The following is a 13,244-nucleotide window of genomic DNA, read 5'->3' as shown; positions in this document are numbered from 1 at the left end:
TAATATCTTTGCTATGAATACAAATGTATTTCACAAGCATACACGATGGTATACAGCGCAGGGGAGTGAATATGGAAGAGCAGACAAAATATTTTGTGTTAAAACAAAAAGCAGTACCTGAAGTTCTGCTGAAGGTGGTCGAAGCGAAAAAGCTGATTGAATCGGAGCGGGCTATCACGATACAGGAAGCCACTGAGAAAGTGGGAATCAGCAGAAGTTCTTTCTACAAGTACAAAGATGATATTTTCCCATTTTACGACAATGCAAAGGGAAAAACAATTACGCTGGTGCTGCAGATGGACGATGAGCAGGGGCTGTTGTCGGATCTTCTCCACACGGTGGCGGTTTATAAGGCGAATATCCTGACCATTCATCAGAGTATTCCGGTCAATAATGTGGCTTCGCTTACTCTGAGCGTGGAAGTCAGGCCGGATACCGGCAATATTTCCAGGATGGTTGAGGAAATGGAAGAGAAAAATGGCGTTCATTACGTCAAAATAATAGCCAGGGAGTAGAGATTATGATTCAGGTAGCGGTAATGGGATATGGAACGATTGGTTCCGGTGTCGTGGAAGTATTAGAGACAAACAGAGAGATAATCAAAAAGAAGACAGGTCAGGACATTGTCGTAAAATACATACTGGATCTGCGTGAATTCGCGGGTGATCCTCATGAAGGCCTGATTGTGCATGATTTTTCCATTATAGAAAAAGACGAGGAAGTGGGAATTGTCGTGGAAGCCATGGGCGGTGTGAACCCGGCCTATGCGTTTGCAAAAGCCTGCCTGCTTGCCGGAAAACAGGTGGTTACGTCCAACAAGGCGCTGGTAGCGGCGCATGGGACGGAGCTTCTTCAGATAGCCAGGGACAAAAATATTAATTTCCTGTTCGAGGCCAGTGTCGGCGGCGGGATTCCGATTATCCGCCCTATGGTTCAGTGCCTTGCGGGAGAGCAGATTCTGGAAATCAGCGGCATCCTGAACGGGACGACCAACTTTATCCTCAGCAAGATGGACAGAGAGGGCCAGACATTTGAGGAGGCGCTTAAGAAAGCCCAGGAACTGGGATATGCTGAGCGTAATCCCGAGGCCGATGTGGAAGGATACGACACCTGCCGGAAAATAACGATTCTGACGTCTCTGGCTCTCCAGAAGGAAGTCAATTACGAAGAAGTCTATACGGAAGGAATTACAAAGATTACCGATACGGACTTTAAGTACGCGGCAAAGATGGGGACTTCCGTCAAGCTGTTCGGAAGCAGCCGTATGGCCGACGGCAAAACCAGTGTGTTTGTCTGCCCGATGATGATCGGCAGGGATCACCCTCTCTATGGAGTGAGCGACGTATTTAACGCGGTGATGGTCCGCGGCAACATGGTCGGAACGCTGATGTTCTACGGAAGCGGAGCAGGAAAACTGCCGACCGCCAGCGCAGTGGTTGCCGATATCATGGAGGCGTCCTGCCGTATGACCGATAATGTGCCTCTTGGCTGGACCGGTGAAAAGCAGGAACTGTCTGAAGTGAAAGAAATGAAATTCAGGTATTTTATCCGCTTTGCAGGAACTGCGGAGGAAAAATTGTCCGATGTGGAGGCCGCTTTTGGCAAGTTGAAGGTGATCGAGCTGCCGGATATGGATGAATTCGCCGTTCTGACCGGTGAGATGACCGAATCCAGGTATCAGAAGGTAGCTGCCGCTTTCGGGGATATCCGCCAGATGATCCGCGCTTAGGGAGCTGCCGGTGCGCAGGGCAGTCATAAGACCGGTTACGCGAAAGTGTATTTTTAAGATCAGTGATTAGAGTGAGAATTGAAAATGAGAGAGCTCATATTTGCCTTTGCGGGTAAATACGGGCTTTTTTCTTTTTATGTGAAACGGGCATTTTAAGAGCGGGTCAATGTTACGGAGGAACTTTCGATTGGAACAATGATCTGTAATCTGATATAATATTAACATAAAGGATGATATATCATCTTATACAAAATATAAAGGAGTGATGAACAGAATGGAACCAGTTGAAGTAAGGGATATGCTGTATATTCTGGCGGTCTGTGAAGAGCGAAGCTTTTCGCGGGCAGCGGAAAAGTATTATATCACGCAGCCGGCGCTCAGTAAGATTGTGAAACGGGTGGAAGGAAATCTGGGAACACAGATTTTTGACCGTGGCTCCGTACCGCTAAAAGTGACGCCGGAAGGTGAAGTCTTTGTGGAATATTTCCGAAAGATGCAGGAGATTCAGGAAGAAATAGAATCATACTGCAATGAAATGCGCCGCCATCGGAAATCCGATTTAAATATCGGCGCCCCGTCTTTTTTCTGTACCTACGTTCTTCCGCCGCTGGTCGCGGCATTCAGGCTGGAAAATCCTGGAATTAACATCAAGCTGATCGAGACAAACGACAGTGATTTGAGAAAATTCCTTCAGGCCGGAATCGTGGATTTGGGTATCTCGGTAGAGCCCAATATGCCGTCTAAATTTAATTCCATCGTTCTGAAAAAAGAAAATATTATACTGGCGGTCCCCAGTGCATTGGAGATTAATGAAAAACTCCGGCAGCAGGCCGTCTGCTATGGGGATATCTGCAACGGCCGTTTTCTGGCGCCTGACCTGCCGAGCGTGCCAATGGAAGTGTTTGCAAAAGAGAATTTCCTGTTTCTAAAGAGAGGCAACGATATGCACCGGCGCGGTCTGAAGATCTGCCGGGATGCCGGATTTGAGCCGACCATCGTGATGGAGATGGATCAGCTTATCAGCGCGTACTATCTTGCGGGGACAGGTTCGGGAATCACGTTTATCAGAGCCAGCATCCCCTATTATGTGGGACCGTCGGAAGAGCTGACCTTCTATAAGATTGCCCATCCGGACACGAGCCGTGAACTGAGGGCCTATTATAACAGCGGTGAATGTACCGAGCTGCAGAAAATATTTGTCGAATATTTGAAGAACAGTCCGATGCCGGGGTAAGTGAGGATGCCACTATTCCGTTTTCGACATAAGTATATGTCCCCCTGTCTATTGGACAATATATCACCCCAATGATAAGATCAGAGTAACGAAACGTTAATCGAAATTATCAGGAGGACAGGTAGATATGACAATAGCGGAGAAGTTTGAAAAGCTTGGAATTGACAATGCTCCGGGGCAGGAGAGCCTTCAAAAGTCTGCGGCGCTGGAATTCAGGGGAGAGAAACTTACAGGACCGATGGTGGATTTTTCTCACGGGGATGTCGATGCGCATGAGCCGACACCGGGAAGCTTTGAGGTGTTTGCGGAAGGAGTGAAGGCGGGGGCTGTCCAGGCTTATACGCCGTACCGCGGGAAAAAGAGCGTGCTGGAACATGTGGCGTCCCGTCTGGCGGCCTTTACAGGAGCCGGAATCGATCCGGAGCAGAATCTCATCCTGACTCCCGGGACACAGGGAGCCTTATTTCTGGCAATGGGAAGCAATATCCTGCCGGGCGACAGGGTTGCCATCGTAGAGCCCGACTATTTTGCAAACAGAAAAATGGTAGAGTTTTTTCACGGCGAACTGGTGCCTGTGTTGATGGATTATGAAAACCGGGAGGAAGGAGCGGGGATTGATCTGAAAGCGCTGGAAGCGGCTTTTAAGGATGGAGTAAAACTCTTTCTTTTCTCCAATCCCAATAATCCGGTGGGCTGTGTGTATTCCTATGATGAAATCTGCCGGATTGCGGAGTTGGCGGCGGAATACGGCGTTACACTGATCGTGGATGAACTTTATTCCCGTCAGGTTTATTCGGATGTTACTTTCACACATCTCTGTGCACAGAAGAGGATACCGGATAATCTTATTACCATCATGGGGCCGTCGAAGACAGAGTCGCTGAGCGGTTACCGTCTGGGTGTGGCTTTCGGAACGGCTGAAATTATCGAGAGGATGGAAAAACTTCAGGCTATTATGGCGCTCAGGTGCAGCGGATACAACCAGGCGGTATTCACCACATGGTTTAATGAGCCGGATGGCTGGATGGAAAACAGGGTAAAGAACCATCAGGAGATACGTGATGCAATTATGGAAAAGCTCTCCGGTGCGCCGGGTGTGTATGCCAGACCTTCGGAAGGCGGCAGTTACCTCTTTATTACGATACCGGAACTGGATGTTTCACTCCATCAGTTTATCAGGATTGCCCGTGAGATGGCTTCTGTGATTGTCACACCGGGCACGGAATTCGGGCCTCAGTATATCCATCAGTTCCGGATTAATTTTTCACAGAATAAGGAAAATGCGGCAGCGGCAATTGAGCGCCTGCTTATACTTATGGAGCGATACCGCAAAGCGAACTAAAAAAGGCAGCAGCTTAGTGTGAGGGACAAAGGAGGAAGGTACAGGAATGAAAATTGCGTTTTTGGGCGGAGGAAAGATTGGAAGAGCCATGATTGATCATGTGCTGGCGAGACAGGATGTGGAAATCGCATTTGTGTATGATCCGTTTTTAAAGGCGGGAGAGCTGGGCGGCGTTAATGTGACTGCCGAACTGGAAAAGGAGATGTTTGAGGGACTTGACCTGGTGGTAGAGTGCGCAAATGCGGAGGTGGTTGCAGCTAATCTGGAGGACGTGCTGTCCTGCTGCAGTTTTATGCCATTTTCCATGACGGCTTTCCGGGACGACGAAATCAGGGCAAAAGCGGAGGAACTCAGTAAAAAATACGGTACCAATGTATTTCTTCCCCACGGGGCGATTCTTGGACTGGATGGAATTTTCGACGGACGTGAGGCGCTCACGGAAGTGACGGTGGAGACGATTAAAAATCCAAAGAGCCTGGGCCGTGATGATACGGAACTGACCGTTCTTTACGAGGGACCGACAAGAAAAGCAACGGAGCTTTATCCAAAGAATGTAAATGTCCATGCGGCTATTGCTCTTGCAGGCATTGGCTTTGACCGCACCTGGTCGAAAATTACGGCAGACCCGGCGGTCAGCACGAACACCCATGTGATTCACCTGGCAGGCCAGGGGATTGATTTTACAATCCGAGTTTCCAGTTTCTCCGAAGGCGGGGTTTCCGGAAAATACGTGCCTCTATCTGCCTGCGGAAGCCTGGAGAGTGTGCTCGGGGGAACCGGATTCCGGTTTGTATAAAAAGTTTCATACAGAAGAGGGGGAGAGGCGATGAAAGCAGCGTTACGCTGGCTGGATCAGCACTTTGAGGAGGTGCTGATGGCAATCTTTTTATGTGGGATTGTAGTGATGATGACAACACATGTATTTTTCCGGTATGTAGTGAAGGCTCCGCTTACTTGGTCGGAGGAAGCTACCCGGTATATGTTTATCTGGTTTGTATTTATGGGCATCAGTTATGGGATCCGGAATGGGACACATATCAGGGTGAATATTATTGAGGTGCTTTGCCCTAAAGTGATTCCCGTATTCAGCCTGATTCAGGATGTGGTGGGAGCGCTGTTTATATTTTATCTGATTCCGGCCGCACTCCGCTCCATGCAGCAGCTCGCGGCGCGTCATCAGACCTCTGCGGGGCTGCATCTTCCGATGGTTTTTGTCTACGGCGCGCTGATGGCTGGACTCTGCATCAGCGTGATCCGTATCATTCAGAAATTTTATGGCCGCTTCAGAAAGCTGGCTGATAAGAGCGGCACAAAACAGGAAGTGAGGGATGCGGTATGATTGGCGTCATGTTTATTATTTTTATCCTTTTTCTGGTACTTGGAATTCCAATTGCATTCAGCGTGGGATGGGCGACCCTGTCGGTTCATCTGATGAATCCGGCTTTTACCTGTGATGCCGAGTATTTCTTTAAGACGATGGTAAACGGGATGGATTCGTATGTACTGCTGGCAATTCCGCTTTTTATGCTCTCATCCAGCATTATGGCGGAAAGCGGTATGTCCAACCGGCTGTTTGACTTTTTTTCCTACTTCTTTGGAAATATTCCTGCCGGACTGCCTATTGCGGTCGTAGTTACCTGCCTGTTTTACGGAGCCATCTGTGGTTCCGGTCCGGCTACGGTGGCGGCGATTGGAACGATGTGCATCCCGCTTCTGACGAAGCTCGGGTATGAACGTGATTTTGTTACAGCCATGATCGCGGTGGCGGGAGGCCTGGGAGTAATTATACCGCCCAGTATCCCATTTATTACATACGGACTGGCTACCGGCGCATCTATCGGTGATTTGTTTATTGCGGGCTTTGCACCCGGAATTCTGATTGCCTTGTGCCTGATTGCCTACATTGTTTACTATTTTATGCGCCGTGACAACAGCAGCCTCCAGATTGCCGGGAATACAAAAAAATTGAGGGAAAAAGGATTTGGTCATATTTTTAAGGAGAGCTTCTTCGCTCTGCTTGCTCCGGTCATCATCCTGGGCGGAATCTATGGCGGCATTGTCAGTCCCACTGAGGCGGCGTGCGTGTCGGTGGTATATGCCCTGCTTATCGGCGTTGTGGCTTACCGTGCCATAAACCTGAAGAAACTGGCGGGCTGCCTTATTGATACGGCCCGGACGGCGACACCGGTTATGCTTATTTTGTCCATCTGCATTGTATTCGGCCGTGTGCTCACGATTTTGAACCTTCCGCAGATGCTGGCCGCTTATGTGGTTGGGCATGTACAGAGTAAGATTGTGGTACTTTTGGTCATTAATCTGTTCCTGCTCTTTGCGGGTATGGTTATGGATACGGTTCCCTGTATTTTGATTCTGGCTCCGATTATGCTGCCGATTGTGCAGCAGTACGGTGTGGATCCCATTCATTTTGGCGTACTTATGACGGTCAATCTGGCCATTGGATTCGTGACACCGCCTATCGGCACCAACCTGTTTGTGGCAAACTCCCTCACCCAGATTCCGATTACGAGGATTGCAAAACATGCAATACCGTTTATTGTAATGTTCCTGTTTGCTTTGATGCTGATCACCTACATTCCGCAGATTACGATGTTTTTACCGAATTTACTGGGATGATAAATGCAGTTTATGAACATAAAAACGGCAGTGCCCTGTTGCTGCACTGCCTTCACAATTAAGGAGGAAGTAATGAAAAAACGTTTAATGTCTGTTCTGGCTGTTGTCACTTCTCTGACGCTGGCTGCCTGCGGAGGTTCTGCAGGTGCGGCAAAACCCGCCGAATCGGGTAATTCGGGGCAGACTGCCGAAACACAGAAGGCGGCTTCCGGCGGAGAGGCAATTACGATCAACATTGGCCACGGCGGCGCCGAGAGTACGGCCCAGCAGGTAGGCTGTCTGGCGCTTAAGGATTATCTGGAGAAAAATTCAGGCGGAGCTTTTGCAGTCAATATTTATCCGAATAATTCCATGGGAAATGATGACGAGCTGTGCCAGATGGTGCAGAGCGGAAATTTGGAGATGTGCCTTGCCAATTCCATTATTGTTAACTATGTGGACGACGGCGTTATCTATGACCTTTTCTATAATTTTAACAATATTGACGACGTGAAGAAAAAATATATGGAGGATGAAAACTTCCTGAATGTGATGCGTGAGAAGTATTCCGCAGCAGGTTTCTGGCTGGGCGGTTACAGTGTCCACGGCTTCCGTGTGGCTACGGCGAATAAACCAATCACCAGCCCCGCCGATTTGAAGGGTCTGACATTCAGGGTTATGCAGAATGATCTTCATATTGAGGGATGGCAGTGCATGGGTGCAACTCCGACTCCGTTTTCCTTCAGCGAGCTTTATACGGCCCTGCAGCAGAAAACCATAGACGCGCAGGAGAACCCGATTGAACTGATTTATTCCCAGAAATTCTACGAGCAGCAGACGCATATCACAAAGACGAACCATCTTCAGCAGACACAGCAGTGGCTGGTAAGCCAGAGCTTCTACGACAGTCTGTCGGATGAAAATAAGAAGGTTCTGGATGAGGCTATTACTGCTGCCTGTGAGGCTGCCACAAGCTATGCGCTCGACAATGAAGCTGCCTGGACCAAGGAGATTGAGGATTATGGCTGCACGATTGTGGATCTTAGCGATGAACAGAGGGCGGCATTCAAGGAAGCCGTGGCGCCTGAATGGGACAGCGTCAAAGCAAAGGTTTCCCCTGATGTATGGGAGGCATATACAAAATGAGAATTCTGATCATTAACCCGAACAGCGATGAACATACCGACGAAATGATGGCAAAAAAAGCTGAGAATCTTGCACTTCCCGGTGTGGAGGTGGAAGTGAGGCATATGACAAAGGCCCCGAAACTGGTGTGTTCCTATGAGGAGCAGGCTGTCTCCGGGGCGGAGATGATAGAACTTGTCCGTTCTGCCGGTGATTACTACGATGCCTATATTGTGGCCTGCCACTCGGATCCCAATCTGGATCTGGTCAGGGAGATTGCAGGAAAGCCGGTGGTGGGAATTGCGGAGGCGTCTCTCAAGATGGCGGCGTCCATGGGAAACGGATATGCGGTTATTTCACCGTCGCCGAATTCCATTTCCAAAAAGATTACCCTGGCTCATAAATACCGTTGTGACGATCTGTTAAGGACGATCAAGGTCACAGAGAGCGGCAGCAATGAGGATTTATTAAAAGCGGCCAGGGAAGCGCTTTCTGAGTTCTGTGTGGATGTGATTGTGCTCGGCTGTGCCAACTATACGGGAGCAGACGGCTATATCGAACGGGAACTTGGGATACCGGTACTGGACGGGGTGGCCTGCGCTTTAATCGTGGCCTCCGGACTGGTACATTACCGCATCTGTAAAGAGAAGTATTAAAAATCATAAACTGTGAACGATGGCCGGCGTGCTGTTTGGACGTGCTGTTTAAAGGAGGATATAATCATGTTGGATCTTGCAGTAATTAACGGTCTTGCCTTCATCGAGGGTGGATTCAGAAGAGCGGATATAGGAATTAAGGATGGAAAAATTGCCATGGTAGCGGAGCCGGGCTGTCTGCCGGAGAGTGTGCGCACCATAGACGCGGCGGATAAACATGTGCTGCCGGGAGGTATTGACACCCATGTACATTACCGGGATCCGGGGCATGCGGAGAGGGAAACATTCAGGGTGGGGACCCGCGCGGCGGCAGCAGGCGGCTGTACCACATTCTTTGAGCACCCCATCTCGATCCCGCCCCAGTATAATGCCGAAATTCTGCACAGCAGAGTGGATCTCTGCAAAAAGGGAAGCTGCGTGGATTTCAGCTTTTTCGGCGCGGCGGGCGGAGAGTTCCCGGAAGAGATCGAACCATTATCCCACGAGGGCGTTGTGGCTTATAAAACATTTCTTCACGAGGCGCCCGAGGGGCGTGATGCCGAATTTAAGGGCCTGACAAGCGCCAATAATGCACAGTTGATGCGGGCTCTGGAAGAGGTGAAAAAAACAGGTCTGACGCTGGCTGCCCATGCGGAGGATAATGAGCTTGTGAGCGGAAATATTAAACGCCTGAGAGCGGAGGGACGAGTGGATTACCTGGCCCACTGTGAGTCACGTCCTCCGATTGTAGAAATTGAGGCTATTGCCAAAATGCTGCGTTTCAGTAAGGAAGTGGGCTGCCCTGTGGAACTGGTTCATGTTTCCACCTGCGGTGCAATGGAACTGGCAAAACAGGCTAAGGCGGAGGGACAGAAGGTTTATGTGGAGACCTGTCCTCACTATCTGCTCTTAGATGAGAGTTATGTTGAAAAATACGGCCCCTATGCAAAATGCAACCCTGCACTGAGGAAAAAAGAAGAAGTGGAGAAACTGTGGGATTATGTGCTGGACGGCACCGTTGACTTTATCGGAAGCGATCACAGCCCGTTCCTCGTATCGGAGAAGGAGACAGGAAATAAAGACATCTTTGTGGCTCCGTCCGGATTCCCGGGAATTGATCTGCGCCTGCCGCTGATGGTGACAGAGGCAAAGAAAGGCCGCCTGAGCCTGGAAAGAGTCGTGGAACTCTGCTGCGTCAATCCTGCTAAATGTTTCAATCTGTTCCCGCAGAAGGGAACGATCTCTGCCGGAGCAGACGGTGACCTGGCCGTTATCGATTTAAACCATGAGGTGATTTGCCATGCAAAAGACAGCTATTCCCAGGCAAAGGACATCTCTAAAGTATACGAGAACTGGAAGCTCGGCTGCTCTGTGGATTATACGGTGGTCCGCGGCCGCGTGGTGATGGAGAACGGAGTTGTGGATGAAAGTGCGGCGGGCTGGGGAGAGTTTGTCAAACCGGTTTTAGCAGAAAAACAGTAACACCATAATCTCAGGGTAAGGAAGGCATATGGAATGAATCAGGTCAAAGAGATACTTGCGGCCATCGGCATGGCAGGGAAAAACGAGGATGGCTCATACACGCGAAGCTGCTATAGTCCTGCGTACTTTGAAGCGCTGGATATTGTAGAGCGGCAGATGTGTGAACTTAATCTGGAGGTAAACCGGGATGCGGCGGGAAATATTCACGGACTGCTTCCAGGAACGGAGGAAGGTCTGGGGAGCATCATAATAGGCTCTCATCTGGATACCGTTCCCTCCGGAGGTCTGTTCGACGGCGCTTATGGTGTGGCGGCGGGGATTGAGGTAGTACGCCGCCTGAAGGAAGAGGGGAAATGCTTGCGCCATCCGTTGGAACTTTACGGGTTTAACGCGGAGGAATCCAATCCGATTGGCGGAACCTTTGGCAGCCGCGCCGTAGCCGGCCTGGTCGACCGGGAACAGCCGGGTCTTTCGGAGGCGCTGCGGGAATATGACCATACAGTGCAGGAAATCATGGACTGCCGGAGAGATTTTTCAAATGCAAAATGCTATCTGGAACTACATATTGAACAGGGAGATCTGCTATTTAACGAGGGACTTGAAATCGGTGTGGTGAGCGGGATCGTGGGAATCGTACGGTATCGGGTGACGGCTGTCGGCCACAGTAACCATGCGGGAACCACCATGATGAAAAACAGGCGGGACGCCATGGTGGCCATGGCGCGGCTGATTGCCGCGGCTGACGAAAGGTGCAGGGGGATTGACGACACACTGGTACTGACTGTGGGAACGATCCGGTGCTGGCCTGGTTCCGAGAATGTGATTCCCGGACAGGTGGAATGCACTTTTGAGATGCGCCATATGCAGAAAGAAAAGACAGATAAGCTGATTGAAGAAATAGAAAAAATTGCCGCAGAAATCGATACTGTGGACTTTGAAATAACAAAGAAAATCGATAAGGGTTCAGTGGCATGTGACAACCATCTGATGCAGGTGATCACTCAGGCCGCAGAGGGGTCAGGGGTCAGTCATATTGTTATGCCAAGCGGTGCGGGACACGATGCCAATCCGATGGCGCACTGCCTGCCGGTGGGGATGATCTTTGTGCCCAGCAGGGATGGACTCAGCCACTGTAAAGAAGAATGGACAGAAACGAAAGACCTGGAAAACGGTGCGGAGGTTTTGTACAGAGCCGTGGAGCTTTTGGATCAGGAAGATTAAAGCTGCAGCTCGGCTGCATCTGTCGGCTGTATCCGTTCAGAGCCAGGGGCGGGCTCTAAGAAAAGGGGGATTCATATGGTAGTAACAGGCGGTTTAGTAGCAATGTGGATATTATATATAGCCTTTGGCATTTTTCCGATTATTTATGTCAGCATGAAGGGGAGGAAAGGGAAATGACGACGAATTCAATTTATCTCATGATTGTTGTAGCTTTTATGATTGCACTGATGGTGATGGGACTTGTCATTTCCAGGGGAATTAACAGTTCAGAAGACTGGATGCTTGCCGGTAAATCTCTGGGGGTGATTCCCATGGCCGGTACTTATTTTGCAACAATTGTAAGTTCTGCTTCGATTGTCAGCTATATGGGGTATTACTACCTGAACGGCTGGCCGGGCTGGTGGAATTGTGCCGGCACGTTTGTTACCTCTTTTCTGGCATGTATCTGGTTTGCAAAACGTCTTCGTAAGACGGGGTGCGATACCCTCCCGCAATTTATTGATGAACGGTTTGGAAAACGCCACGCAGCATTTGCCTCACTGTTGATTGTTGTTTGCTGCACCGCATTACTGGCGGCTCAGGTTATTGGAGGAATCACCATTCTACAGACTTTTGTCAACTGGAATAAAGCGGTATGCTGTTTCGTTTTGCTGCTGATTTTTCTGCTGTTTACCGCTATGGGCGGGATGAAGGCGGTAGCGTGGACGGATACTATATGTTCCTTTATTATCATTATCGGCGTATGGATGATGGCTATTAAGTTTTTAGGTTTAGTAGGCGGTTTTACTGAAATGAACAGACAGATAGCGGCAATCAGCCCGGAATTTGTCAGTGCATTCAGTATAAAAATTCCGCCAATTACCGCCTTTTCCTGGGTAGTGACATGGGGAATCTGTAATTTTGGAGCCCCTCAGTTTATAGCCCGTTTCTTCTCCGCCCAGACTCCGGAGATTGCTTCAAGATCGCAGGGATACACTGGGATAGGCCTCTTGTTATTTTATATACCTCTGGTAATTATAGGGATTTGCGGCATGATTTTGCTGCCGGGTATTGAAAAACAGGATCTTGTATTTGTTGGCCTGGTCACTCAGATGCTTTCACCGGTCAGCGGCGGAATCATGTTTGCCGCGGTAATTGCCGCCATCATTTCCACTGCGGATTCGTTACTCTTATTGTCGGCAACAACATTCAGCAACGATCTCTGGGGGAAATATGTCCGGCCGGATCTTACGGATAAACAGAAGCTGCAGATTTCCAGAGCAGCTACAATTGTGATTGGAATCGGAGCAATTCTTGCTACATTTGTAATTAATGACGCGATTCAGTTTATCCAGGTAAAGGCAGTTACGCTGATGGGAGCTTCTATGGCAGTGCTGACGATGGTTGGCGTTGTTTGGAAGGGAGCGAATAAAACAGGAGCGGCGGCAAGTATGCTCACCGGTTTTGTCACAGCGTGTATCTGGTATGCACTTGGCCAGCCGGCCGGAATCTATGCCGCGCTGCCGGCTATCATCGTCAGTTTTGTTACACTGGTAGCAGTCAGCAAAATGACGGCGCCGGTGCCTCAGGAGATTATAGAACAATTTTTTCCAAAGGAGACGGATGAACAGTAGAGGAAGTTGTTTACGGCCGTCAATGAAAATGTGATTTTTTGAAAGCAATGAGAATATATACCCGGTGATGCCGTATCTTCCAGCTCGCCGGGTATTTTTTGTCCCGCTGCGAAGAAGAGGGCACCGGCTGAATTATCGCTGCATCGCCGATACTATCACCGCTCCTTCAAAATATCCTGCTTCCTCCGCAATGAGAGAATATTTGACACCGTGATACTTTTGTTATAAAATAAAAATTCTAAACATTACT

Annotated in this window: 12 protein-coding genes; all 12 read left to right on the top strand. The window is 49.4% G+C overall.

What is annotated here, in order from left to right:
• The first annotated feature begins 71 nt into the window (after positions 1–71).
• The 12 genes from EJL91_RS20115 to EJL91_RS20060 all read left to right on the top strand — a co-directional run bounded on the left by EJL91_RS20115 (position 72) and on the right by EJL91_RS20060 (position 12,994).
• Positions 72–515, top strand: coding sequence for an ACT domain-containing protein (locus tag EJL91_RS20115; RefSeq protein WP_125143751.1), 444 nt, complete (start codon positions 72–74; stop codon positions 513–515).
• Between the two features lie 5 nt (positions 516–520).
• Positions 521–1,729: a homoserine dehydrogenase gene (locus tag EJL91_RS20110; RefSeq protein WP_125143750.1), complete on the top strand. Its 1,209-nt coding sequence runs from the start codon at positions 521–523 to the stop codon at positions 1,727–1,729.
• A 274-nt stretch (positions 1,730–2,003) separates the two neighbouring features.
• On the top strand, positions 2,004–2,963 hold the full coding sequence (locus tag EJL91_RS20105; protein WP_125143749.1) for a LysR family transcriptional regulator: 960 nt from the start codon (positions 2,004–2,006) through the stop codon (positions 2,961–2,963).
• A 127-nt stretch (positions 2,964–3,090) separates the two neighbouring features.
• Positions 3,091–4,305, top strand: a complete 1,215-nt coding sequence (locus EJL91_RS20100) for a pyridoxal phosphate-dependent aminotransferase (protein WP_125143748.1) — start codon at positions 3,091–3,093, stop codon at positions 4,303–4,305.
• A 46-nt stretch (positions 4,306–4,351) separates the two neighbouring features.
• A complete protein-coding gene (locus tag EJL91_RS20095; RefSeq protein WP_125143747.1) occupies positions 4,352–5,101 on the top strand; it encodes an aspartate dehydrogenase domain-containing protein in 750 nt (249 codons plus the stop codon).
• Positions 5,102–5,131: 30 nt separating this feature from the next.
• A complete protein-coding gene (locus EJL91_RS20090; RefSeq protein WP_125143746.1) occupies positions 5,132–5,644 on the top strand; it encodes a TRAP transporter small permease in 513 nt (170 codons plus the stop codon).
• Positions 5,641–6,939, top strand: a complete 1,299-nt coding sequence (locus EJL91_RS20085; protein WP_125143745.1) for a TRAP transporter large permease — start codon at positions 5,641–5,643, stop codon at positions 6,937–6,939. Before EJL91_RS20090 ends, EJL91_RS20085 begins: the two co-directional genes overlap by 4 nt.
• Before the next feature lie 72 nt (positions 6,940–7,011).
• Positions 7,012–8,064: a TRAP transporter substrate-binding protein gene (locus tag EJL91_RS20080; RefSeq protein ID WP_164516902.1), complete on the top strand. Its 1,053-nt coding sequence runs from the start codon at positions 7,012–7,014 to the stop codon at positions 8,062–8,064.
• Complete coding sequence (locus EJL91_RS20075; protein WP_125143743.1) at positions 8,061–8,699, top strand: aspartate/glutamate racemase family protein; 639 nt, start codon at positions 8,061–8,063, stop codon at positions 8,697–8,699. Before EJL91_RS20080 ends, EJL91_RS20075 begins: the two co-directional genes overlap by 4 nt.
• 66 nt (positions 8,700–8,765) lie before the next feature.
• A complete protein-coding gene (gene allB / locus EJL91_RS20070) occupies positions 8,766–10,160 on the top strand; it encodes an allantoinase AllB (protein ID WP_125143742.1) in 1,395 nt (464 codons plus the stop codon).
• Between the two features lie 33 nt (positions 10,161–10,193).
• Complete coding sequence (locus EJL91_RS20065; protein ID WP_125143741.1) at positions 10,194–11,381, top strand: Zn-dependent hydrolase; 1,188 nt, start codon at positions 10,194–10,196, stop codon at positions 11,379–11,381.
• A gap of 173 nt (positions 11,382–11,554) precedes the next feature.
• On the top strand, positions 11,555–12,994 hold the full coding sequence (locus tag EJL91_RS20060; RefSeq protein ID WP_125143740.1) for a sodium:solute symporter family protein: 1,440 nt from the start codon (positions 11,555–11,557) through the stop codon (positions 12,992–12,994).
• Positions 12,995–13,244 lie beyond the last annotated feature (250 nt).

The sequence above is a fragment of the Clostridium transplantifaecale genome (assembly GCF_900626075.1).
In the GTDB taxonomy this organism is placed as follows: Bacteria; Bacillota; Clostridia; order Lachnospirales; family Lachnospiraceae; genus Otoolea; species Otoolea transplantifaecalis.
The sequence above is the reverse complement of the archived record's forward strand: the minus strand, read 5'-3'. Positions and strand labels throughout refer to the sequence as shown.

What these genes read in the sequence shown, in the direction of transcription:
- EJL91_RS20115 (WP_125143751.1), top strand. Translation starts at nt 72, where the DNA reads ATGGAAGAGCAGACAAAATATTTTGTGTTAAAACAAAAAGCAGTACCT.
- EJL91_RS20110 (WP_125143750.1), top strand. Translation starts at nt 521, where the DNA reads ATGATTCAGGTAGCGGTAATGGGATATGGAACGATTGGTTCCGGTGTC.
- EJL91_RS20105 (WP_125143749.1), top strand. Translation starts at nt 2,004, where the DNA reads ATGGAACCAGTTGAAGTAAGGGATATGCTGTATATTCTGGCGGTCTGT.
- EJL91_RS20100 (WP_125143748.1), top strand. Translation starts at nt 3,091, where the DNA reads ATGACAATAGCGGAGAAGTTTGAAAAGCTTGGAATTGACAATGCTCCG.
- EJL91_RS20095 (WP_125143747.1), top strand. Translation starts at nt 4,352, where the DNA reads ATGAAAATTGCGTTTTTGGGCGGAGGAAAGATTGGAAGAGCCATGATT.
- EJL91_RS20090 (WP_125143746.1), top strand. Translation starts at nt 5,132, where the DNA reads ATGAAAGCAGCGTTACGCTGGCTGGATCAGCACTTTGAGGAGGTGCTG.
- EJL91_RS20085 (WP_125143745.1), top strand. Translation starts at nt 5,641, where the DNA reads ATGATTGGCGTCATGTTTATTATTTTTATCCTTTTTCTGGTACTTGGA.
- EJL91_RS20080 (WP_164516902.1), top strand. Translation starts at nt 7,012, where the DNA reads ATGAAAAAACGTTTAATGTCTGTTCTGGCTGTTGTCACTTCTCTGACG.
- EJL91_RS20075 (WP_125143743.1), top strand. Translation starts at nt 8,061, where the DNA reads ATGAGAATTCTGATCATTAACCCGAACAGCGATGAACATACCGACGAA.
- allB (WP_125143742.1), top strand. Translation starts at nt 8,766, where the DNA reads ATGTTGGATCTTGCAGTAATTAACGGTCTTGCCTTCATCGAGGGTGGA.
- EJL91_RS20065 (WP_125143741.1), top strand. Translation starts at nt 10,194, where the DNA reads ATGAATCAGGTCAAAGAGATACTTGCGGCCATCGGCATGGCAGGGAAA.
- EJL91_RS20060 (WP_125143740.1), top strand. Translation starts at nt 11,555, where the DNA reads ATGACGACGAATTCAATTTATCTCATGATTGTTGTAGCTTTTATGATT.